The sequence below is a fragment of the Actinokineospora guangxiensis genome, from assembly GCF_042657845.1.
GTDB classification, from domain to species: Bacteria; Actinomycetota; Actinomycetes; order Mycobacteriales; family Pseudonocardiaceae; genus Actinokineospora; species Actinokineospora guangxiensis.
The window spans coordinates 44,372-66,107 of sequence record NZ_JBHSKF010000016.1 but is presented as its reverse complement, the minus strand read 5'-3'; the positions used below and the strand labels follow the sequence as shown (position 1 = coordinate 66,107).

Annotated in this window: 23 protein-coding genes; 20 read left to right on the top strand and 3 right to left on the bottom strand. The window is 72.6% G+C overall.

Annotated elements, in window-relative coordinates; translation table 11 throughout:
• Nucleotides 1-972, bottom strand: coding sequence for an ATP-binding cassette domain-containing protein (locus tag ACFPM7_RS25345; protein ID WP_378250277.1), 972 nt, complete (start codon nucleotides 970-972; stop codon nucleotides 1-3).
• 154 nt (nucleotides 973-1,126) lie between these two features.
• Here ACFPM7_RS25345 and ACFPM7_RS25340 point away from each other — a divergent pair, with 154 nt between their 5' ends.
• The 5 genes from ACFPM7_RS25340 (at nucleotide 1,127) to ACFPM7_RS25320 (ending at nucleotide 7,153) form a co-directional block, all read left to right on the top strand.
• Nucleotides 1,127-2,461 (top strand): nucleotide sugar dehydrogenase, encoded by a 1,335-nt coding sequence (locus ACFPM7_RS25340; RefSeq protein ID WP_378250276.1) that lies wholly within the window; start codon nucleotides 1,127-1,129, stop codon nucleotides 2,459-2,461.
• Nucleotides 2,458-3,435, top strand: coding sequence for an NAD-dependent epimerase/dehydratase family protein (locus ACFPM7_RS25335; protein ID WP_378250275.1), 978 nt, complete (start codon nucleotides 2,458-2,460; stop codon nucleotides 3,433-3,435). The genes ACFPM7_RS25340 and ACFPM7_RS25335 overlap by 4 nt, the downstream gene beginning before the upstream one ends.
• A gap of 104 nt (nucleotides 3,436-3,539) precedes the next feature.
• The gene (locus tag ACFPM7_RS25330) at nucleotides 3,540-4,745 is read left to right on the top strand and encodes a macrolide family glycosyltransferase (RefSeq protein ID WP_378250274.1); all 1,206 of its coding nucleotides are present in this window, start codon (nucleotides 3,540-3,542) and stop codon (nucleotides 4,743-4,745) included.
• 15 nt (nucleotides 4,746-4,760) lie between these two features.
• Nucleotides 4,761-6,185 (top strand): NDP-hexose 2,3-dehydratase family protein, encoded by a 1,425-nt coding sequence (locus tag ACFPM7_RS25325; protein WP_378250273.1) that lies wholly within the window; start codon nucleotides 4,761-4,763, stop codon nucleotides 6,183-6,185.
• Nucleotides 6,182-7,153: a Gfo/Idh/MocA family protein gene (locus tag ACFPM7_RS25320; protein WP_378250272.1), complete on the top strand. Its 972-nt coding sequence runs from the start codon at nucleotides 6,182-6,184 to the stop codon at nucleotides 7,151-7,153. Before ACFPM7_RS25325 ends, ACFPM7_RS25320 begins: the two co-directional genes overlap by 4 nt.
• Before the next feature lie 125 nt (nucleotides 7,154-7,278).
• On the opposite strand, the gene ACFPM7_RS25315 is transcribed toward ACFPM7_RS25320, so the two are convergent.
• Nucleotides 7,279-7,842 carry a hypothetical protein gene (locus ACFPM7_RS25315; RefSeq protein WP_378250271.1) on the bottom strand — a complete coding sequence of 188 codons (564 nt, stop codon included), beginning with the start codon at nucleotides 7,840-7,842 and terminating at the stop codon, nucleotides 7,279-7,281.
• Between the two features lie 195 nt (nucleotides 7,843-8,037).
• Here ACFPM7_RS25315 and ACFPM7_RS25310 point away from each other — a divergent pair, with 195 nt between their 5' ends.
• From ACFPM7_RS25310 to ACFPM7_RS25240, 15 genes are all read left to right on the top strand, one after another.
• The gene (locus tag ACFPM7_RS25310; RefSeq protein WP_378250270.1) at nucleotides 8,038-8,403 is read left to right on the top strand and encodes a Zn-ribbon domain-containing OB-fold protein; all 366 of its coding nucleotides are present in this window, start codon (nucleotides 8,038-8,040) and stop codon (nucleotides 8,401-8,403) included.
• The gene (locus ACFPM7_RS25305; protein ID WP_378250269.1) at nucleotides 8,400-9,530 is read left to right on the top strand and encodes a thiolase family protein; all 1,131 of its coding nucleotides are present in this window, start codon (nucleotides 8,400-8,402) and stop codon (nucleotides 9,528-9,530) included. The genes ACFPM7_RS25310 and ACFPM7_RS25305 overlap by 4 nt, the downstream gene beginning before the upstream one ends.
• On the top strand, nucleotides 9,527-11,011 hold the full coding sequence (locus ACFPM7_RS25300) for an AMP-binding protein (protein ID WP_378250268.1): 1,485 nt from the start codon (nucleotides 9,527-9,529) through the stop codon (nucleotides 11,009-11,011). Before ACFPM7_RS25305 ends, ACFPM7_RS25300 begins: the two co-directional genes overlap by 4 nt.
• Complete coding sequence (locus ACFPM7_RS25295) at nucleotides 10,995-12,569, top strand: AMP-binding protein (RefSeq protein WP_378250267.1); 1,575 nt, start codon at nucleotides 10,995-10,997, stop codon at nucleotides 12,567-12,569. Before ACFPM7_RS25300 ends, ACFPM7_RS25295 begins: the two co-directional genes overlap by 17 nt.
• The gene (locus ACFPM7_RS25290) at nucleotides 12,566-13,363 is read left to right on the top strand and encodes an enoyl-CoA hydratase/isomerase family protein (protein WP_378250266.1); all 798 of its coding nucleotides are present in this window, start codon (nucleotides 12,566-12,568) and stop codon (nucleotides 13,361-13,363) included. Before ACFPM7_RS25295 ends, ACFPM7_RS25290 begins: the two co-directional genes overlap by 4 nt.
• Complete coding sequence (locus ACFPM7_RS25285; protein ID WP_378250265.1) at nucleotides 13,353-13,823, top strand: MaoC family dehydratase; 471 nt, start codon at nucleotides 13,353-13,355, stop codon at nucleotides 13,821-13,823. The genes ACFPM7_RS25290 and ACFPM7_RS25285 overlap by 11 nt, the downstream gene beginning before the upstream one ends.
• Nucleotides 13,820-14,680: an HpcH/HpaI aldolase/citrate lyase family protein gene (locus ACFPM7_RS25280; protein ID WP_378250264.1), complete on the top strand. Its 861-nt coding sequence runs from the start codon at nucleotides 13,820-13,822 to the stop codon at nucleotides 14,678-14,680. Before ACFPM7_RS25285 ends, ACFPM7_RS25280 begins: the two co-directional genes overlap by 4 nt.
• Nucleotides 14,677-16,086, top strand: coding sequence for an MmgE/PrpD family protein (locus tag ACFPM7_RS25275; RefSeq protein ID WP_378250263.1), 1,410 nt, complete (start codon nucleotides 14,677-14,679; stop codon nucleotides 16,084-16,086). The genes ACFPM7_RS25280 and ACFPM7_RS25275 overlap by 4 nt, the downstream gene beginning before the upstream one ends.
• A 73-nt stretch (nucleotides 16,087-16,159) precedes the next feature.
• On the top strand, nucleotides 16,160-16,822 hold the full coding sequence (locus ACFPM7_RS25270; RefSeq protein ID WP_378250262.1) for a GntR family transcriptional regulator: 663 nt from the start codon (nucleotides 16,160-16,162) through the stop codon (nucleotides 16,820-16,822).
• 1 nt (nucleotide 16,823) lies between these two features.
• Nucleotides 16,824-17,261 carry a GlcG/HbpS family heme-binding protein gene (locus ACFPM7_RS25265; RefSeq protein ID WP_378250261.1) on the top strand — a complete coding sequence of 146 codons (438 nt, stop codon included), beginning with the start codon at nucleotides 16,824-16,826 and terminating at the stop codon, nucleotides 17,259-17,261.
• A 96-nt stretch (nucleotides 17,262-17,357) separates the two neighbouring features.
• Entirely contained in the window at nucleotides 17,358-18,242 is an 885-nt protein-coding gene (locus ACFPM7_RS25260; RefSeq protein WP_378250260.1) for an ABC transporter ATP-binding protein, read from the top strand.
• A gap of 15 nt (nucleotides 18,243-18,257) precedes the next feature.
• Nucleotides 18,258-19,301 (top strand): ABC transporter substrate-binding protein, encoded by a 1,044-nt coding sequence (locus tag ACFPM7_RS25255; RefSeq protein WP_378250259.1) that lies wholly within the window; start codon nucleotides 18,258-18,260, stop codon nucleotides 19,299-19,301.
• A 9-nt stretch (nucleotides 19,302-19,310) separates the two neighbouring features.
• Entirely contained in the window at nucleotides 19,311-20,138 is an 828-nt protein-coding gene (locus ACFPM7_RS25250; RefSeq protein ID WP_378250258.1) for an ABC transporter permease, read from the top strand.
• Entirely contained in the window at nucleotides 20,123-20,968 is an 846-nt protein-coding gene (locus tag ACFPM7_RS25245) for an ABC transporter permease (protein ID WP_378250257.1), read from the top strand. Before ACFPM7_RS25250 ends, ACFPM7_RS25245 begins: the two co-directional genes overlap by 16 nt.
• A 12-nt stretch (nucleotides 20,969-20,980) precedes the next feature.
• Nucleotides 20,981-21,379 (top strand): VOC family protein, encoded by a 399-nt coding sequence (locus tag ACFPM7_RS25240; RefSeq protein WP_378250256.1) that lies wholly within the window; start codon nucleotides 20,981-20,983, stop codon nucleotides 21,377-21,379.
• 12 nt (nucleotides 21,380-21,391) lie between these two features.
• On the opposite strand, the gene ACFPM7_RS25235 is transcribed toward ACFPM7_RS25240, so the two are convergent.
• Entirely contained in the window at nucleotides 21,392-21,649 is a 258-nt protein-coding gene (locus ACFPM7_RS25235) for a hypothetical protein (protein WP_378250255.1), read from the bottom strand.
• Nucleotides 21,650-21,736: the final 87 nt, after the last annotated feature.

Genomic DNA, 21,736 nt, shown 5'->3' with positions numbered 1-21,736 from the left:
CTACCGCCCCGCGCCGACGGTCGCCGCGCCCTCGCGCAGGCTGCGGCCCGTCAGAGTCAGGAACACGTCGTCGAGGGTCGGCCTGCGCACCTCGACCGAGGTGGCGGTGACGCCGGCGAAGTCCAGCTCGCGCAGCAGCGGCACCAGCAGCGCGTCGCCGTTGGCGACCCGGAAGTCCAGCCCCGCGACCGTGGCGGCCACCTGGCTCACGCCCGGCAGCGCGATCACCGCCGCGCTCGCCCTGGGCCGCTGGTGGTCGGGCACCCCGATGGTGATGCGGTCGTCGGCCACCTGCGACTTCAGCTCCTCGGGTGTGCCGGAGGCGACGATCGTGCCGTTGTCCATGATGAACACGCGGTCGGCGAGCGCGTCGGCTTCGTCCAGGTAGTGGGTGGTGAGGAAGACGGTCGCGCCGCGCTGGGCGCGCAGGTCGGCGATGTGCGCCCACAGGTTGGCCCGGCTCTGCGGGTCCAGCCCCGTCGTCGGCTCGTCCAGGAAGACCAGCCGCGGCGTGTGCACCAGGCCCAGCGCCAGGTCGAGCCTGCGCCGCTGGCCGCCGGAGAGGGTCTTGGCGACCCGCTTGTCCAGACCGGACAGCTCCAGCTCGCCCATCAGCTTCTCGGCCTGAGCGGCCGCGGTGGCCTTGTCCGCGCCGTAGATGCGCGCCTGCAGCTCGATCTGCTCGCGCACCTGGTGGTCCGGCGCGGAGCCGTGGCCCTGGGCGACGCAGCCGATGCGCCGCCGCACCCCGCGCTGGTCGGCCAGCAGGTCCTTGCCCGCCACCACCGCCTGGCCCCCGGTGGGGCGCAGCAGGGTGGTGAGCATGCGGACGGTCGTGGTCTTCCCCGCGCCGTTGGGCCCGAGGAAGGCGGCGATCTCGCCCGCGCCGATGTCGAAGTCGACCCCGCGCACCGCCTCGACCGTCCGGCCGCGCACGGCGAACGACCTGCGCAGACCCCGGGCGGTGATCATTCGGGCTCCCTTCTCCGGTCGGACCCCCGGCACGACGCTAGGCGCGCGGCTCCAAGGAAAACCCTGGACTGTCCGCCGGTCTCCCCAGACCGCGCCGGTGTGTCATGTGGAGCACCCGTGGCAGCAGCAATCGACTCCGAGTGAGGTTCCGCCCATGTCGTCGATAGCACCCGAGCAGAGCCGGATCGGGATCGTCGGACTCGGCTATGTCGGCCTGTCCCTGGCCGCCGCGATGGCCCGCAAAGGCTTCGTGGTGTACGGCGCGGACAGCAGCCCGGACGTGGTCTACACGCTCTCCCAGGGCCGTTCGCACCTGTACGAGCCGGGGGTGAACGACATCCTGGCCGAGGAGGTGGGCAAGCGGATCTTCATCGGCGCCCAGCTCCCCAAGGACGGCGTCGACGTCGCGATCATCTGCGTGTCGACCCCGGTCGGCGACGACCACGAGCCGGTTCTGGAGAACCTGGCGAGCGCCGCCGAGGAGGTGGCAGGCCGCTGCGCCCCCGGCACGCTCGTCGTCGTGCGCAGCACCGTCCCGGTCGGGGCGTGCCGCTCGGTCGTCCTGCCGCCGCTGATGGCGGCGTGGGGCTCGGCGCGGCTGGTGATGGCCCCCGAGCGCACCATCCAGGGCAGGGCGATGGAGGAGCTGGCGTCGCTGCCGCAGGTCGTCGGCGGCGTGGACGAGGAGTCGCTGGCCGCGGGCCTGGCGCTGTTCGAGCCGATGGGCAACCGGCTGCTGCCGGTGTCGTCGCTGGAGACCGCCGAGTTCGTCAAGCTGGCCAACAACTGCCACATGGACGTCATGTACTCCTTCGGCAACGAGCTGGCGCTGCTGACAGACCGGCTCGGCCTGGACCCGTTGGAGGTCCTGCACGCGACGAACACCGACTACCCCAGGCAGGACTTGGCCAAGCCCGGTTACGTCGGCGGCGGCTGCCTGTCGAAGGACCCCTACATCATGATGTCCAGCGCCCGCGGCGTCGGCCGCTCGCTGGGCCTGATCGGCGCGGCCCGCGCGCTGAACGAGGAGCTGCCCGAGCACGTCGGCGACCGCATCGTCGACCTGATGCGCGAAGCCGAGGTGAAGACGCTGCTGGTGCTCGGCTGGGCGTACAAGGGAACGCCGCCCACCGACGACATCCGCGGCACCCCGATCGAGGTCATGGCCTCGGCGTTCTCCTCGGCCGGGCTGCGCGTGCTCGGCCACGACCCGCTGGTGCGCCCGGACGTGGTCCGCTCGCTCGGCGGCGAGCCGGTCACCCTGGTCTCCGGGTTCGCCCAGGCCGACGCGGTGCTGGTCATCACCGACCACCCCGAGTACCGGAGCCTGGACGTCGCCGCGCTGCTGGCCGGGTCGGACGTGCGGCTGGTCTACGACTCGTGGCGGGTGCTCGACGGCCAGGAGATCCTCGCCCGCGGCATCCGCTACTACGGCCTCGGCTACGCCGCGCCGGTGCCCGCCCCGGTCGTGGCGGAGGTGTCCGCGTGAGGTCGCTCGTGCTCGGCGGCGCCGGGTTCATCGGGATGCACCTGTGCAGGCGGCTGCTGGCCGACGGGCACCAGGTGACCGTGGTGGACAACTTCTCCCGCGGCCGCCGCGACCCGGAGCTGGCCGCGCTCGACGTCGAGGTGATCGACGCCGACCTGACCAGGCTGGAGTCCTACGCGGCCATCCCGGCCGAGGGCTGGGACCACATCTACCAGCTGGTCGCCGTCGTCGGCGTGCGGTACTTCGAGAACGAACCCGCGCGCACCCTGTGGGTCAACACGATGTCGGTCATGCACATGCTCGACTGGCTGCCGCAGGACTGCTCGGCCAAGGTGTTCTTCGCCTCCACCAGCGAGGCGTACGCGGGCGGGGTGTCGGCGGGCGTGGTCCCGGTGCCGACGCCGGAGACCGTGCCGCTGATGATCGAGGACATCACCGCGCCCCGCTGGGCCTACGGGGCCAGCAAGCTCCTCGGCGAGGCGGCGGTCATCCACATCTGCAACGCCAAGCGGGTCAAGCACGTCGTGGCGCGCTTCCACAACGTGTACGGGCCGCGCATGGGCGCATCGCACGTGATCCCGGAGCTGTCGCTGCGCGCGATGCGCCGCGAGGACCCGTTCGAGGTCTTCGGCGTCGACCAGTACCGGGCGTTCTGCTACGTCGACGACGCCGTGGAGGGGATCGTCCTGGCCATGGGGACCGAAGACCTGACCGGCGAGATCGTCCACATCGGCAACGACGTCGAGCACACCAACATCGGCGACCTGGCCGACCTGGTCCTCTCCGTGGCGGGCTTCGCCCCCGAGCTGGACCGCAAGCCCGCCCCGCCGGGGTCGGTGGCCAAGCGGTGGCCGGACATCACGAAGCTGCGCTCGCGCACGGGCTACGCGCCCAAGGTGAGCCTGGAGGACGGCGTGCGCCGCACCTTCGAGTGGTACCGCGACGTCTGGCGGGCCGATCCCGGCACCGCGTGATGTGGCCGGGCCGGGCCACGACCGGCCCGGCCCGAGTTCTGGGGATTTCCCTGGTGCCCGCGCGGTTAGCGTCGGGGCGTCCGTAGGCGGGATCGGAGGCTGCTGTGCCAGGTCACGTGCTGGTGATGGGGATACCGGCGCACGGGCACATGCGGCCGGTGCTGGCGGTGGTCGAGGAACTGGTGCGCCGCGGTGTGCGCGTCAGCGTGCTCGCCACGGCCGAGTTCGTGGCGGCGGTCGAGGGCATCGGCGCCGACGCCGTGGTCTACCAGACGCAGATGGCCGACTGGCTCGGCGCGGGCCGGATGGGCAACGCCGACCCGGACGCGGACTCGCTGGCGTGGTCGCGGGTGCTGTTCTTCATCGAGGCCTCCCACCTGGCCGACAAGGCGCTGGAGCACTTCGCCGCCGACGTCCCCGACCTCGTCCTCTACGACATGTCCGTGGCCCCGGCCGGACGCGCGCTGGGACACCTGTGGGGCAGGCCGGTGGTGCAGTCCACGCCGTCGTTCGGGTCGAATGCGCGCTACTCGCAGGTTGATGTCGTCCTGGCGGCGGCGGGAGTGGGACCCGGCCACCCGGCGGGCGCGGAGCTGCGGAAGCTGGCCTCGGAGTTCGCCGAGCGCCACCGCCTCCCGCACTCCCCAGAGTCGCTTGTGGACTGGGCGGCCGATGACGCGGTCGTCTACGTGCCCAAGGAGTTCCAGGTCGCGGCCGACGGCTTCGACGACCGGACCGCCTTCGTCGGCCCGTGCCTGGGCGCGGGCGATCTGAACGGGGAGTGGTCCCCCGAGGACGGGCGGCCGCTCGTCGTCGTCTCGATGGGCACCACGGTGAACGGGGGAACCGCGTTCTTCCGCGAGGTCGCCGACGCGTTCGCGGGCGAGCCGTGGACGGTGGTCATGACCCTCGGCGCATCGGCCGACGACCTCGGCCCGCTGCCCCCCAACGTCTCCGCGCACGCCTGGATACCGCAGTTGGCCGTGCTGGAGCACGCCGCCGCGTTCGTCACCTCCGGCGGGCTCGGCAGCGTCACCATGGCGCTGCGCCAAGGCGTGCCGATGGTCGTCGTCCCGAAGATCCCCGAGTGCAAGGTCGTCGCCCGGCGCGTGGCGGCGCTCGGGCTCGGCACGGTGGTCGCCTCGGCCGAGGCGACCGGGCCGCGGCTGCGCACCGCTGTGGCCGACCTGCTCGCCGACGCCGCCACCCGCGAGCGGGTCGCCGCGATGGGCGAGCGCACCCGCGAGGCCGGTGGCGCGCGAGCCGCCGCCGCGCTGGTCGAGTCCCGGCTCGCCGTCCCAGCAGGCTGACCCGAGGAGGCCCCCGTGCACGACACCGTCGAGCTGCGCCTGCCCGACCCGCTGCTGGCCAAGCGGATCGCGGAGTCCACGCAGACCAGGGACAGCGCCGTGCTGCCCACCGCCAGGATCGGCGAGTGGCTGCACGGGCGGCGGCAGGTGCAGACCCAGCGCGTCACCCGCATGCCGCTGACCGGGCTGCGCGGCTGGTCCTTCCGCGACGACACCGGCGACCTCGTGCACGCCAGCGGCAAGTTCTTCGCTGTCGAGGGGCTGGCGGTCAGCACCGACCAGGGCCCGGTCGGGCACTGGACCCAGCCGATCGTCAACCAGGCCGAGATCGGGGTGCTGGGCATCGCCGTCAAGGAGATCGACGGCGTGCTGCACTGCCTCATGCAGGCCAAGGTGGAGCCGGGCAACATCAACGGCGTCCAGCTCTCCCCCACCGTGCAGGCGACCAAGAGCAACTACACCCGCGTGCACGGCGGCGCGGAAGTGCCCTACCTGGAGCACTTCCGCGATCCCGAGCCCGGTTCGGTCATCGCCGACGTCCTGCAGTCCGAGCAGGGCGCCTGGTTCTTCCGCAAGCGCAACCGCAACATGGTCGTGGAGGTCGGCCCGGACGTGGAGGCCGCCGACGGCTTCTGCTGGCTCACCCTCGGCCAGGTGCTGGACCTGCTCGCCGTCGACAACCTGGTCAGCATGGACGCCCGCACCGTGCTGTCCTGCGTCCCGTTCGGCACCGCCGGACCGCGCTCGGCGGCCGACGGTTTCGCCTGCGCGCTGGCCCTGTCCTGCGACCCCGCCTCCGGCAGCCTGCACACCACGACCGACGTGCGCAGCTGGATGACAGGCGTGCTCTCCAGCGTCGAGGTGTCCGCGCGGCGCGTGCCGCTCAACACGGTCACCGGCTGGTCGCGCACCGACTGGGAGATCCGGCACGACCGCGGCCTGCACTTCAGCGTCATCGGCGTGGACGTCGAGGCGCGCGGGCGGGAGGTCGCCGCCTGGCAGCAGCCGCTGGTGCGCCCGCACGGCATCGGGATCGCCGCGCTGCTGGTGCGCCGCTTCGGCGGGGTGCTGCACGCGCTGGTCAACGCCCGCATCGAACCCGGCTACCTCAACGCCGTCGAGCTGGCGCCGACGGTGCAGTGCACGCCGTCGAACTACGCCGAACTGCCGCCCGGGAGCCTGCCGCCGTTCCTGGAGGTGGTCAGGGGCAGGCCGGACGGAGCCGTCCGGTTCGAGGCCGAGCTGTCGGAGGAGGGCGGGCGCTTCCACCACGCCCGCACCCGCTACTCGGTGATCGAGGTCGGCCGGGGTGTCGCCGACACCGAGCCGCCGGGCTACCGCTGGCTGGCCCCGCACCAGCTCGCCGAGCTGCTGGCGCACAGCCACTACGTCAACGTCCAGGCCAGGACCCTGGTCGCGTGCCTGGTGGGACTGCGATGACCCTGCGCTTCGGCATCCTCGGCTGCGCGGACATCGCCCGCCGCCGCGTCGCCCCCGCCCTGCTCGCCCTGCCCGGCGTCGAACTGGTCGCCGTGGCCAGCCGCACGCCGGGACGGGCGTCCGCGTTCGCCGACGAGTTCGGCTGCGCCCCGACGACCTACACCGCCCTGCTCAACCGCCCCGACGTCGACGCCGTCTACCTGCCGCTGCCGCCCGCCCTGCACGCGGAGTGGACCGAAGCCGCCCTGCTGGCGGGCAAGCACGTGCTCGTGGAGAAACCGATCACCCCGTCGGCCGACACCGCGCGGGCCCTGGTCTGGCTCGCCGAGGAACGCGGCCTGGTGCTGCGGGAGAACTTCATGTTCCCCCACCACCGCCAGCACCACACCGTCCGCGACGCGATGCGCGCGGGCCTGCTGGGCCGCGTGCGCTCGCTGTCGGCGGAGTTCGGCATCCCGGCCCGTCCCGACGGCGACATCCGCTACGACGCGGCCCTGGCCGGCGGCGCCCTGGTCGACCTGGGCTGCTACCCGCTGCGCCTGGCCCAGTTCCTCTTCGGCGACGGCATCACCGTCCGCGACGCCGAGCTGTACTCCACCCCCGCCCACGGCGTCGACCTCATCGGCCGCGTCACCCTCAGCTGCCCGGACTCCGTCACCGCCACCATCCACTTCCACCTCGGCGGCGACTACGTCAACGAGTACACCGTCCGCGGCGAGTCCCGCTCCATCCGCGTGGAACGGGCCTTCACCCCGCCCGCCGACTGGACACCCCGCCTGACCCTGACCGACGGCGCGGGCCTGGTCGCCCCCGCCCACGACCAGGTCACCGCCGCACTGGCCGACTTCGCCACCGCGTGCCGGGACCCCCACTCAGACCACAGCAAACGCGCCGCCGCCATCCGCACCACCGAACTGCTGGACGACATCCGCGCCGCGGCGGGCTGGGCCCTCACCACCGTCCGCTGACGCCCCGGCGACCGGTTCACGGGAGCGTGGGCATCCCCAGGGAAGCCGACGTCCGCGCCTGATTGCACATCGTCTGCACGGACCCTTCCCGTACACCACGATCCGTGCTTCTTCCCGCCACGCCGTCACTTCGGCCCCGGTGGCGACGAACTCCGCCGTCCGCCGGGGGATCGGCCCTGCCGCAGCGTGGCCAGCGCCCCCACGGCCACCGCTTGGGCCATGTCGCACAGCTCCGCCCTCCGCGGACCCATATTGTGCGCATCTCCCGTCCTTCTCGACGGGCGCGTGGGGTCGGCGGTGCGCGGGTCCAGCACCGAGCCCGCGGCGGGAGGCTCGTCCGCGGCGACCTCGGGCCCTAGGTGGGCGGGGGTGCCGATGCGGGCTGCGGTCTCGGGGGTGACCGGTCCGTCGGTGCGGATGATCTCCAGGAGACCGCGGGACTCCAGGTACTCCATGACCAGCCACTTGGTGTCGCCGTCCACGACAGTGCTGTACACGGTGATCACGTTCGGAAGCCGCAGCTGCACGCCGCTGTTCCTGCGCGGCTCGCGCGGGCGCCGCCGCGACGCTGGCGGCTCTCCGCCGAGGAGCACCTGGCGGTGGTGGTCATCGGCCAGCGCCACCTGCTGGACGACGTCACCGTGGCCTGACGGGGCGGAACCGGGCGTCGAGGGGTCGACCGGTTCCATCCGTCAGCATCCACTGACATTCTGTATATCTGGTGACCGCCCACCGTGAACGGCATCACCCGGCCGCGACCTGCGAACTCTCCGTCCCGACTGGCGAAATGCCTGGTGACCGGCCGACTCCGGAAAGCGACATCGGCTCGGAGTCTTGCCTGCGTCGCTGGCGCGTAATATTTTTCACGCAACGGAGGTGCGTCGATGCAGCTGAGCCGGTCGGAACGACGGGAGCCCGATCCCCGCCCGAGGGTGGTGCGGACGGGTGGCGGCCTCCGGATCGCGGCCTGGCGGTGCGCCGGGTGCCAGACCACCCGGACCGAGCCCGTGCTCCGCTGCGGCCGGTGCGGCGGCGCTCCGCGGCCCACTTCGCTGAGCCCGCGGGGAACCCTGTGGTCGTGGACCACACCCCGCGTCGGGCCGGACAGCGGTGTCCCGGTGGCCTACCTCGACCTCGATGACGGCGGAAGGCTGCTCGTGCGCCTTGCCGGACCCGTCGCGGTCGGCGCGCGGGCGGCGGTCACCGGGGAGACGGCCGACGGCGACCTGCTCGCGGAGGTGCAGCGGTGACCGCGCAGATATACGGAACCGGGACGACCTGGTTCGGCCGCTCCCCCGACGCCGAGGTCGCCGACCTCGCCGCGCAGGCCGCGCACGACGCGCTGGCCGACGCCGACGTCGCGGGCGTCGACGCGGTCTACGTCGGCACCGTGTTCGGCGAGATGGGGGCCGCCCAGCGCGCGACCCACCGCCTCGGCCTGCACGGGGTGCCCGTCGTCCGGGTGGAGAACGCCTGCGCCAGCGCGACCACCGCGCTGCACGAGGCCGCCGCCGCGGTGTCCACCGGCCGCTACGGGCGGGTGCTGGCGATCGGTGTCGAGCACATGTCCCGGATGCCGAAGGGCCCGCTGGCCCCCGAGCCGCGCGACCCGCACGGCCGCGCCGGGCTGCTGCTGCCCTCGATGTACGCGATGGCCGCCACCCGCTACCTGGAGCGCACCGGCCTGACCGTCGGGGACCTCGCCGCGGTGGCGGTGAAGAACCGGGGCAACGCCCTGCTCAACCGCTACGCCGAGTTCGGCGCGACGCTCACCGCCGAGGACGTCCTCAGCAGCCGGATGATCTCCGACCCGTTCACGCTGCACCAGTGCTCACCGGTCTCCGACGGAGCCGCCGCGGCCGTCGTCGGGCCGCCGAGGGGCCGCGACCGGGACGTCGAGATCGCCGGGATCGCCCTGCGCTCCGGCGCGGAGTGGGACGACCGCTCGCCGCACGTCTGGGGGTTCGACATCGTGGTCGACACCGCGGACGCGGCCTACAAGCAGGCCGGGATCACCCCGGCCGAGGTGCAGGTGGTCGAGTGCCACGACGCCTTCACCATCGGCGAGGTCGTCGCCTACGAGACCCTCGGCCTGGCCGAGCCGGGCAAGGGCTACCGGCTGGTGCGCGACGGCTCGACCGCGCTCGGCGGCGACGTGGTGGTCAACCCGTCCGGCGGCCTGCTCGGCCGGGGCCACCCGCTGGGCGCGACCGGCCTGGCCCAGGTGCACGAGGTCGTCCTGCAGCTGCGCGGCGAGGCCGAGGACCGCCAGGTCGCCGACGCGCGGGTCGGGGTGGTCGAGACGATGGGCGGCGGCGTCACCGGCATCGACGGCAACGCGTGCGTGGTCGTCGTGCTCCGCGGGAGGCTCCCGTGAACCTCGCCGCGCCGCTGCACCGCCACGCCCGCGACGCCGGGGACCGCCTCGCCGTCGCCCAGGGCGAGCACTCCCTGACCTACGCGGGTCTGTCCGAGCGCGTCGCCCGGCTCGCCGGGGCGCTCTCGGCACTCGGCCTGGAGCCCGGTGACCGCGTGGGCATCCTGCAGCGCAACGGGTCCGCGCTGCTGGAGTCGCTGTACGCGTGCTTCCACGGCGGTTTCGCCGCTGTGCCGGTGAACGCGCGCAGCACGCCGGTGGAGGTGGGCGTCGTCGCCGAGGACTCCGCCGCCCGCGCATGGCTGGTCACCGCCGAGTACACCGACCACGTCCGCGGCCTGCCGAACGTGCTCCTGCCCGGCGGCCACGATGCCCCCGCCGGGGAAGCGAACCCGGTGTCCGCCGACGACCCCGCCTGGCTGTTCTACACCTCGGGCACGACCGGCAGGCCCAAGGGCGCGATCCTCAGCCACGGCAACCTGATGGCGATGACGATGGCCTACCTGGCCGACATCCGCCCCCTCTGCCCGGCGGACCTGGTGCTGCACGCCGCGCCGCTGACCCACGGCTCCGGCCTGTACGCGCTGCCCGCCGTGGCGCGCGGCGCGGGCCAGCTGATCACCTCATCGCGCAGCTACGACCCGCACGAGGTGCTGGGACTGGTGCAGGAGCACCGGGTCAGCGACATCGCCTTCCTGGCCCCGACCATGGTCAACCGGCTGGTGCGCGCGCAGGAGGACCGGCCGAGGGACACCGCGTCGCTGGTGAACGTGGTCTACGGCGGCGCGCCCAGCTACCCGACGGACATGACCAGGGCGCTCAGCGTCCTGGGGCCGGTGTTCACCCAGATCTACGGGCAGGCCGAGGCTCCCGTCACCATTGCCACCCTGCGCAGGCACGAGCACACGCCGGACCTGCTGGGGACCGTCGGCAGGCCGTACACCAGCGTCGAGGTCGGCGTCGTGGGCGAGGACGGCGAGGTCCGCCCGCGCGGCGACGGCGAGATCGCGGTGCGCGGCGCGGTGGTGACCGCCGGGTACTGGAACGCGCCGGAGGCGAGCGCCGCGGCGCTCATCGACGGCTGGCTGCGCACCGGCGACGTCGGCCGGATCGAGGCCGACGGCGTGATCCGACTGCTGGACCGGAACAAGGACGTGATCATCAGCGGCGGGGCGAACATCTACCCGCGCGAGGTGGAGGAGGCGATCCTGCTGCACCCGCTGGTGCGCGAGGTCGCGGTGATCGGCGCGCCCGACCCGGAGTGGGGTGAGCGGGTCGTCGCCGTCGTCGGCGCCGAGGACGGCGCGGACCGCGACCGTCTCGGCGAGGAGGTCATCGCGCTGTGCCGCGAGCGGTTGTCCGGCTACAAGGTGCCCAGGGCGCTGGACTGGGTTTCCCAGCTGCCCAAGAGCCCCTACGGCAAGGTTCTCAAGCGCGAGCTGCGCGCTCACTACTGGAGTGGCCGTGATCGAGTCATCTGAGAGGCCGGGCGTGCTCGGCTGGCCCGCGCGGGTGGAGATCCCCGACGACTACGCCATCGCGCACGCGGCCTGCGACCGCTGGGCCACCGACCCGGCCCGCCGCGCGCTGCTGGACCTGGCCGACGGCCGCTGGTGGACCTTCGCCGAGGTGCGCGACGCCTCGCTGCGCCTGGCGACGGCGCTGTCGCGGCGCGGGGTCGGCCCCGGCGACCGGGTGGCGATCGCGCTGCCGCAGAGCGCCGCCGCCGCCGTCGCGCACATCGCGGTCTACCGGCTGGGCGCGATCGCGGTGCCGATCAGCCTGATGCACCGCGAGGAGGCGATCGAGCAGCGGCTCTCCGACAGCGCCGCGGCGGTGGGGATCACCTCGGCGGAGCACTGGTACGAGGTCATCGCGGGAAGCTCGGTCGCCGACTCGGTGCACTGGGCGCTGACCGGCACGCCGGAGTACGCCGCGCTGATCGACAGCGGCCCGGTGGAGCTGCCCGCGGTGCGCCTCACCAAGGACACGCCCGCCGTCATCGTCTACACCTCCGGCACCACCGGCGCGCCGAAGGGCGTGGTGCACGCGCACCGCGTCGTCGCCGCGCACGCCGCCCCGATCTCCCTGGCGCACGACGGCTTCCCGCAGGACGGCGATCTCCTGTGGAGCCCGGCGGACTGGGCGTGGGCGGGCGGACTCATCGACTGCCTGCTCTCGGCCTGGCACGCGGGCGTGCCGGTCCTGGCGCACCGGGCCCGCAAGTTCGACCCGGACGAGACCTTCGACCTGCTCGCCGAGCACGGCGTGCGCAACGCCTTCCTGCCCGCGACCGCGCTGCGCCTGCTGCGCCGCTCGGGCAGAAGCGCCCGGTTGCGCAGCATCATGACCGGTGGCGAGCCAGTTGACGACGACATCGTGGCGTGGTCGACCCGGGAGCTGGGCGCGGCGCCGAACGTGGTGTTCGGCCAGACCGAGGCCTCCTGCGTGATCGGCAACTCCCAGGGGATCGCCCCGCAGCGGCCGGGCGCGCTGGGCCTGCCCTACCCGGGCAGCGAGATCGCCGTCATCGACCAGGAGACCGGCCGCGAGTGCGGTCCGGACGAGCTGGGCGAGATCGCGGTGCGCGCCGACGGCCCCGCGGTGATGCTCGGCTACTGGGGCAAGCCCGCCGACACCGCGGCGAAGGTGCGCGACGGCTGGCTGCGCACCGGGGACCTCGGCAAGCGCGACGCCGAGGGCTACTACTGGTTCGTCGCCCGCGCCGACGACCTGATCATCAGCAGCGGCTACCGCATCGGCCCCACGGAGATCGAGCACTGCATCGCCGGGGACGCGCGGGTGTCGGAGGTCGCCGTCGTCGGCAGGCCGGACGCCGAACGCGGGCAGGTGGTGTGCGCGCTGGTCGTGCCCGCCCCGGGGGTGGCCGGCTCCGACGCGCTGGCCGACGAGCTGCGCGGCCGGGTCCGCGCGCGGCTGGCCACCTACGAGGTGCCGAGGATCGTGGAGTTCCGGGACGCGCTGCCCAGGACGACCACCGGCAAGGTCCAGCGCTCCGCTGTCCGGGAGGGCTCATGAGCTACCAGACGCTGGATCTGACCGTCGCCGACGCGGTCGCGGTCCTCACGCTGAACCGGCCCGACCGGCTCAACGTCATGAACATGACCATGCGCGACGAGCTGGGCCACTGCTTCGAGCACCTGCGCACCCGGGTCGACGACGTGCGCGCGGTCGTCATCACCGGCGCGGGCACGGCGTTCTGCGCGGGCGGGGACGTCAACGACTTCGACGGCACCGCGGCCGAGCAGATGCACGACCTCATGCGCGGTCGCAGCCACCACTGGTTCCAGCGGCTCTGGCACCTGCCCCAGCCGACGGTGGCCGCGGTCAACGGCACGGCGGCGGGCGGCGGGGCGAACCTCGTGCTGGCCACCGACCTCGCCATCGCCTCGGACCGGGCGCGCTTCGGCGAGACCTTCGCCAAGGTGGGGCTGATGCCCGACCTCGGCGGGCTCTACACGCTGCCCAGGATCGTGGGCCTGCGCCGGGCCAAGGAGCTGTGCCTGCTCGGCGATCTGCTCAGCGCCGAGGAGATGGCCGAGCTTGGCCTGGTCAACCGGGTGGTGCCGCACGAGGAGCTGCTGCCCGCGGCGCTGGAGCTGGCGGGCAGGCTCGCGGCCAAGCCCCGGCACACGATGGCGCTCACGAAGATGGTGCTCAACCGCTCGACGGAGCAGTCCATGGAGGAGGTCCTGCTCAGCGAGCTGCTGGGGCAGTCCTACCTGTTCGGCACCCGGGACCAGCGCGAGGCCCTCGACGGATTCCTGCGCCGCAACGGATCGCAGAAGGCGGGTGTGGACGGTGCCAGGTAGGTACTTCGAGCAGTTCGCCGTCGGCGATGTCTACGTGCACGTCCCGTCCAGGACCGTGACCGAGGCCGACAACGTCATCTTCTCCACGATGACGATGAACCCGCAGCCGCTGCACCTCGACGTCGAGTTCGCCCGCGGCACCGAGCACGGCAGGCCGGTGGTGAACGGGATGTTCACCCTCGCGCTGATGATGGGCCTGACCGTCCACGACACCACGCTCGGCACGACGCTGGGCAACCTGGGCTTCTCCTCGATCACCTACCACGCCCCGGTGTTCGCCGGGGACACGCTGACCGCAGAGACCGAGGTCGTGGGGGCGCGGGCCTCGCGCAGCAAGTCCGACCGGGGGGTCGTGGAGTTCGAGCACCGGGCCCGCAACCAGCGCGGCGACCTGGTGATCACCTGCCGCCGCGCGGGCATGATGATGCGCGCCCCGGCCACCTCCGAGGCGGCGTCATGACCCCCCGGCAGGCGCCGCGCTCCTGGCTGTACGTCCCCGCGCACGACTCCCGCAAGGTGGAGAAGGCGCGCGGGCTCACCGCCGACGCGATCATCCTGGACATGGAAGACGGCACCCCGGCCGACCGCAAGCAGGCCGCGCGCGATGTCGTCGCCGCCGAGCTGGCGCGGCCCGCGCCCGCCTCGGCGGAGTACTGGGTGCGGATCAACGCCGTCGAGGACGGCACCGGGTGGGCCGACGACATCGCCGTCGTGGTCGGCACCCGCGCCGTCGGGGTGGTGGTCCCGAAGGCGGACACCGCCGCGCGGGTGGCCGCCGCCGCCGAGCGGGCGGTGGGCCTGCGCGTCGCGCCGATCGTCACCGAGACCGCGGCGGGAGTGCTGGCGATGCCGTCCACGCTGAGCGCGTCACCGAAGATCACGACCGCGTTCTGGGGCACCGAGGACCTGCACGCCGACCTCGGCACCGCCGTCGTCAGCGACGAGGACGGCCTGCTGGACCCGTTCCGGGTCGTGCGCGCGCTGTTCCTCGTCCACTGCGCCGCGGCCGGGATCGCCGCGGTGGACACGCCGTGCCTGGGCATCGGCGACCTCGACGCGGTCGCCCGGGACTCACGCAGGGCGAGCAGGCTGGGGTTCAGCGGGAAGCAGGTCATCCACCCGTCGCATGTGGACGGCGTCAACGCCGCTTTCCTGCCGACCGATGCGGAAGTGGCCCGTGCCGAGGCAGTGGTCGCCGCGTTCGGCGGCACCGACGGCGGGGCCTACCGAGTGGCCGATTCGATGGTGGACCAACCGCACCTGCGCAGCGCCCGCCGGGTGCTGGCCAGGGCGGCGACGTGGGGAGCGCACGCATGACCGGCAAGACCGATGACGCCCAGAACACCGCGATCGCGATCGCCGAGCACCTCGCCTCGGTGCGCGGGGCCACCTTGCCGGACTCGGCGATCGCGGCCGCGCGCACCGGGATGCTCGACACCTTCTCGGTGCTCACCGCGGGCTGCGACACGCCGGTGATGCAGAAGGTGCTGTCGGTGGTGCGGGCCTGGGGCGGCGCGGAGCAGGCGACCGTGTGGGGCACCGACCTCATGACCAGCGACTACGCCGCGGCCTTCGCCAACGCGTCGATGGTGCACCAGTACGACTTCGACGACACCCACGACACCGCCGTCTGCCACCCGACGAGCGCGTCGCTGACCGCGGCGCTGGCGGTCGCCGAGGCCGAGGGCGGGGTCAGCGGCGAGCTGCTGGTCAAGGCCGTGGTGGCGGGCAACGACCTGTCGTGCAGGCTCGCGGGCGCCATCGACGGCGGCCTGTGGGACTTCCCGTGGGTGCGCGCCCCGGTCGTCGGGATCTTCGGCGCGACCGCCGCGGCGGGTGTGGTGCTGGGCCTCGACGCCGAGCAGATGCACGCCGCGCTCGGCATCGCGCTGCCGCAGGCGGCGGGCACCCTGGAGTCGGTCACCGGGCACCGTTCGATGGTCCGCTCGATGCGCGACGGACTGGCCTACAAGGACGCCGTCGCCGCCGCCCGGCTGGCGCAGGCGGGCATGCGCGGCGACGACCGCGTCTTCGACGGGCCCTACGGGCTCTTCGGCGCCTACTTCCAGGGCAGGTACCGCCCCGAGCACCTGCTCGACGGGCTCGGCGCGCGCTACACCGGCGAAGAGGTCTCGCTGAAGCCGTGGCCGTCGTGCAGGCACACCCACGCCACCATCACCGCCTACCTCGACGTGCTCACCCGGCCCGAGTTCGCCGACGCCGAGGTCGCGCGGGTGACCGCGTTCGTCGGCAACGGCAACCTTCGCCTCGCCGAGGGCAAGCCCTGGCCCGCCAACCACATCGACGCCCTGTGCCACCTGCCGTTCGTGCTCGCCGCGGCGACGGTGCACCGCGCGGTGCCGCTGCGCGCCTTCGAGACCGAGGGCCGTGAGGACCCCGCGGTGCGCGCCGCGGCCGGACGGGTGGCCTGGGAGCTGGACCCCGCGCACGACCGCCTCGGCACCATCGAACCCGGCCGCGTCCGGGTCGAGTTCGCCGACGGCCGGGTCGCGGAGGGCTCGGCCGAGCGCGGGTTGGGGCATCCAGAGAACCCGCTCTCGGCCGAGCAGCAGGAAGCCAAGTGGTGGGACTGCGCCGCGCACGGCGCCCCGCACCTGACCCGGGCGGGCGCCCAGCGGCTGTTCGACGCCGTGCGGCGCGTGCCGCAACTCGACGACGTCCGCGCTCTCGGAGTGGAGGTCCGCGATGCGGTGAAGGACTAACATGCCCCCGACCAGCGGCAAGATCACGCCGGTTTCAGGTGGACCACGGCGAAGGACAGTGCGAGGAGAGGTCATGGCGTCGACACGGAGCCCGTTCGCGGCGACCCTGCGGGACCGCATCGCCCAGCAGGTGCGCGACCGCATCCTCAGCGGGGTGCTGCCCAACAACAGCAAGATCGAGATCGACGAGCTGGCCGCGGAGTTCGGCAGCAGCCGCACCCCGGTGCGCGAGGCGCTCATCGAGCTGTCGCACCAGGGGCTGGTGGAGATCATCCCCCGGCGCGGCGCCCGGGTGACCGGCATGTCGATCGAGACCGTGCGGGACAACTTCAACGTCTTCGGCGGCCTGTCCGGCCTGGCGGCGGAGTGGGCCACGATGCGGGCCACCCCGGACCTGATCGCCCGGCTCAACGCCGTGCACGCCGAGGTGGGCCCCGACTCCACCGACGAGCAGCTGATCAAGGTGAACTGGCGGCTGCACCGCGAGATCAACCGCGCCTGCGGCTCCGACCGGCTCATCGCGCTGATCGGCCAGCTCTCCTCCACCATGCCCGCCACCTACTTCACGCTGATCCCCGAGCAGGTGGAGATCAGCCAGCGGGAGCACCAGGACCTGATCAACGCGATCGGCCGCGGCGACGCCGCGGGCGCGCGGTTCCTCGCCGAGCACCACATCCGGCACGCGGGCGAGCAGATGGTGGAGCGCATCGAAGCCGCTTCACGGGAAGCGGGATGACATGAGCGCACCGGCACGCCGCCGCACGGGCGGACTGGACGACCGGGACGCGGCCACCCTGGCCGCCGCGGCGATCGAGCTGGCCAAGGCCGACGGGCTGCGGGTGGCCGCGGTCGTCGTGGACGACGCGGGACAGCTGCTCGCCGCCCAGCGGCAGAGCGACGCCTATCCGTCGGCCTACGCCATCGCGAAGTCCAAGGCGCTGACCTCGGCCAACTTCGGCCGCGAGTCCGGGGCCATGGGCCAGGCGCTGGCCTCGGTCGAGCGGGCCATCCACATCACGCAGGCCGACGGGCGCCTGCTGTTCATCGACGGCGGCTGCCCCGTCGTCCGCGACGGCGAGCTGCTCGGCGCGATCGGCGTCAGCGGGGCGTCGGCGGAGCAGGACCTCGCGTGCGCCCGCGGCGCCATCGAGCACTGGCTGACCCGGCGGGGCTGACCCCCCGCGCACCACTATTGATCATCCGACCATCGGTTGATCTTGAGGCATAAAAAGTATCACCGTCGCCTGACAGACGGAGAGGTGGTTGACCGCATGGCTTCGACGAGTGCGTCCGGCGCGCACGTGGCGCTGTCCGGGTTCTCCCAGTGGTTCCGCAGCGGCGGGACCGCCCGCTGGGCGACCCGCGACGTCAGCCTGGACATCCCGGCCGGGCAGTTCGTGTCCGTCGTCGGACCGTCCGGCTGCGGCAAGTCCACCCTGCTCAACGCGATCGCCGGCCTGCGCACGCCGTCGGCGGGGCAGGTCAGCATCGACGGCCTGCCGGTGTCCGGTGTGGACAGGGGTGTCGGCTACCTGTTCCAGCGGGACGCGCTGCTGCCCTGGCGCTCCGTGCTGTCCAACGTGATGCTGCCGCTGCAGTACCGCGGTGTGCGCCGCAAGGAGGCCGAGGCCCGCGCCCGGGACTGGGTCGGTCGGGTGAAGCTGGCCGGGTACGAGGACCACTACCCCCACCAGCTCTCCGGCGGCATGCGCAAGCGCGTCGCCCTGGCCACCGTCTTCTGCTACGAGCCGCGGGTCCTGCTCATGGACGAGCCGTTCAGCGCGCTGGACGTGCAGACCCGAAACCTGATGGAGAACGAGCTGCTCGACATCTGGCAGGAGACCAGGCCGACCGTGCTGTTCGTGACCCACGACCTCGAAGAGGCGCTCGGCCTGTCCGACCGCGTGGTGGTCTTCACCGCGGGGCCGGGCCGGATCAAGTCCGACTACGAGGTCGACCTGCCGCGCCCGCGGCAGCTCACCGAGATCCGATTCGACAGCGGCTTCCAGGCTCAGTACGAGACCTTGTGGAACGACCTGCGCACCGAGGTCATGACCGCCTACGAGGCGGAATCCGGCTCCGCGGGGGGAGCCGCCCCCGAGGCGCGAGCGGCCGACCGGCCCGCCGCCCCGGACCACAGCCACTCACCCGCATGAGGAGCAGACACAACGATGTGGACATCACCTTCGCAACTCAGGAAAGTCCTGGCCATCGGCGCGGTCGCCGCGCTCACCGCCACCGCGGCCTGCGGCGGCGGTGACACCGCGGGCGGCGGCCCGGCCCCCGTCCCCGAGAAGGTCACCATCGGCATCGGCGGCGCGGGCGTGATCGCCTACGCCGCGACCTACGTGGCCCAGCAGGAGGGCTTCCTCGACGAGGAGCTCAAGGCCATCGGCAGTTCCCCCGCCTACATCGACCTGGAGGGCTCCGTCGCCGCCGTGCAGGCGCTGGCGACCGAACAGGCCGACTTCATCACCAGCGTCTCCTCGGCCGGGCTGGCCGCGGTCGCCGAGGGCGGCGAGATCGTGCAGGTCTCGCAGTTCCTCACCACCGACATGGTGTTCCTGACCGCGACCCCGGGCCTGCCGGACACCGACGCCGACCCGAAGCAGATCGTGGAAGGCCGCAAGTGGGGCATCCCCGGCTTCGGCTCCACCGCCCACCTGACGGCGCTGGCGGCGCTGGTCAAGTGGGGCTACAGCCCGAGCGACGTCGAGTTCGTGCCGATCGGGCACGTGGCCAGCTCGGCCGCGGCGGTCGAGCAGCAGCTGGCGGACTACTACTGGCTGGGCACCGTCGCCGAGGGCCTGATCGCCGACGGCACGGTGAACATGGTCCTGGACTTCTTCGACCCGGCCACCACCGAGAAGTACTACGGCGGCACGTACGCCACGGCCGGGCTGTTCGCCCTGCCGGAGTACGTCCAGGCCAACCCGACGGTGGCCACCGCGGTGGTCAAGGCGCACACCAGGGCGATGGAGGCCATCCAGGCCAACATCGACGACCCCGCCGCGGTGATGGCGATGCTGCCCGAGGAGCTGCGCAAGGACGCCACCCTGGCGCTGCTCAAGCGGGTGCTGCCCGGCTACTCCCCCAGCGGCGAGGTCGACGCGACGGCGCTGGAGCGGGTGGTGACCGTCAGCAAGGCGGGCGAGCTGATCGACCCGGGCGCGGAGATCGACGTGGCCGCCTTCGCCGACAACAAGCACCGGTAGGCCGCCGTGGTGACGCGAACGGCCGAGCGCAACGCATCCCCCGGCGAGCCAGGGGGGCCGTCCACCGACGAGCCCACCGTGGCCAAGGCGCCCCGGTCGTGGCCGTGGCAGCTGGTGGTCTTCGCCGCCTTCCTCGCCGTGTGGCACGTGGGCGTGCAGGCCGGGTGGCTGTCCCGCCGGTCGTTCGCGGAGCCGGGGCAGGTGCTGGCCTGGATGTGGGAGTGGCACTCCACCGGGGAGAGCCTGCCGCACCTTGGCTTCACCCTGTCCGCGGCGGCGATGGGCTACCTGGTCGGCATCGCCCTGGGCTCCACGATCGCGGTGCTGTTCTTCTTCGTGCCGTTCCTCGGCCGGGTGTTCAACCCGTTCATGGCCCTGGTCAACGGCATCCCGAAGATCGTGCTGGCGCCGCTGCTGGTCCTGGTGTTCGGTCTCGGCCTTGAGTCGAAGATCGCCACCGCCGGGCTGCTGGTGTTCTTCGCCTCGTACTTCAACTTCTCCGGCGGCCTGCGCAGCGTCAACCAGGTGCTGATCGACAACACCAGGGCGATGGGCGCGTCCACGCCGCAGATGGCCACCTCGCTCTACGTGCCGGCGCTGGTGGCGTGGACCATCTCGACACTGCGGGTCGGCATCGCCTTCGCGCTGCTGGGCGTGGTCGTGGGCGAGTTCGTCGGGTCCAACCAGGGCGTCGGCTGGAACATCCGGCTCGCCGGCGAGCTGGCCGAGCCGGAGCGGCTGCTCGGCGCGCTGATCACCCTCGGGCTGATCGCCGCGCTGGTCGACCGGCTCCTGGTCGGGGTCGAAAGGAGGTACTCGCAGTGGAAGCTGGCCTGATGGTCGCCTCGCGCGGGCGCGCCGCCGAGTTCGAGGTCGAGGGGCTGGGCGGGCAGCGGCGCAGGACCGCCGCCGTCACCGGACTGGTGTGGGTGTGCCGGGCGCTGGTCGTGGTGGTGCCGCTGTTCGTGTGGCAGGCGCTGTCGGACAACGGTTCCATCCCGCGGTTCCTGTTCTCCTCGCCCAGCGCGGTGTGGGATCAGCTGACCCGCTGGCTGGGCAACGGCACGATCCTGGAGCACGCGTCCTTCACGCTGATGAACGCCTTCCTCGGCTACTTCATCGGCCTGGCGGTCGGGGTCGGGCTGGCGGTGCTGTTCACCGCGTCGCCGCGGCTGGGCGGGATCTTCATCCCGTTCCTGACGATGATCAACGCCATGCCGAGGATCGCGTTCGCGCCGCTGTTGGTGGCGTGGTTCGGCTTCGGCATCGCCTCCAACATCGCGCTGGTCGTGCTCGTCGTCATGTTCGTCAACTTCTTCGCCGCCTACGGTGGTCTGTCCGCTGTGGACGAGGGGAACCTGATGTGGGCGCGCGCTCTCGGCGCCTCCGGCCGGCAGACCTGGCGCACCGTGCGGCTGCCCGCGATCGGCGTCTGGGTGCTCAGCTCGCTGCGGATGAGCATCGGCCTGGCGCTGAGCGCGGCGATCGTCTCGGAGTTCGTCGGCGGCGCGACCGGCATCGGCTACCTGGCCTCCTCCTCCACCAACACCTTCCGTTCCGCGGGCGTGTACGCCTCGATCACCGTGACGATCGTGGTGGCGGGCCTGCTCGACGTCCTGCTGCGCACCGCGGAACGGCGGATGTCCCGCTGGTCCGCCCACGTCTGACAAAGGAGCCCCATGACTTGGCGCATGCACCACATGAACATCCCCGCCCACGACGTCGAGGCCTCGGCAGAGTTCTACGAGCACGTCCTGGGCATGACCCCGAGCATGCCCCCGTTCCGCTCGGACTACGACCCCGGCCGCAAGATCGGCTGGTTCGAGACCGAGGGCTCGGCCCAGCTGCACCTGGCCAAGCCGGACCCGAACTTCGCCCAGCGCAACGGGATGCACGTGAACCCGACCATCAACGGGCACGTGGCGATCGAGGTGGACGACCTGGACGCGGTCAAGGAGCGCCTGCGCGCCCGCGGCCTGTACTTCGCCGACCCGGGCAACTGGGCCCTGCGCGACTACCGCCAGATCTACTTCCTGGACCCGTCGATGAACTGCGTGGAGGTCAACCAGCACCTGTGAGCGGCCGAGCGCTCAGAAGTCCTCGTCGTCGCCGTCCTCGATGGTCTTCTTGATCGCCCGGCCGCTCGCGACCGACCCGGCGAACTCCAGGCCGATGGCCTCGTACTCGGGCTCCCAGCCGTCGAGTTCGTGCAGCATGAGGAGAGCCTGCTCGACATCCTTGACGTGGTCGGCGGCGTCATCGGGCTCGTAGCCCTTCGCCACGAGCCGGGCGATGGCGGTGGCGATGACCTTGTCCGGGTCGCGCACGTCGAAGTCCCACCTGGCCATGAGAGACACCTTCTTCGGGTGCTTCTTCCGGCTGGACCCAGCGAGTTCGCACGCGTCGTCCGACCGTCGTCGCCGGAACAGTCCCAT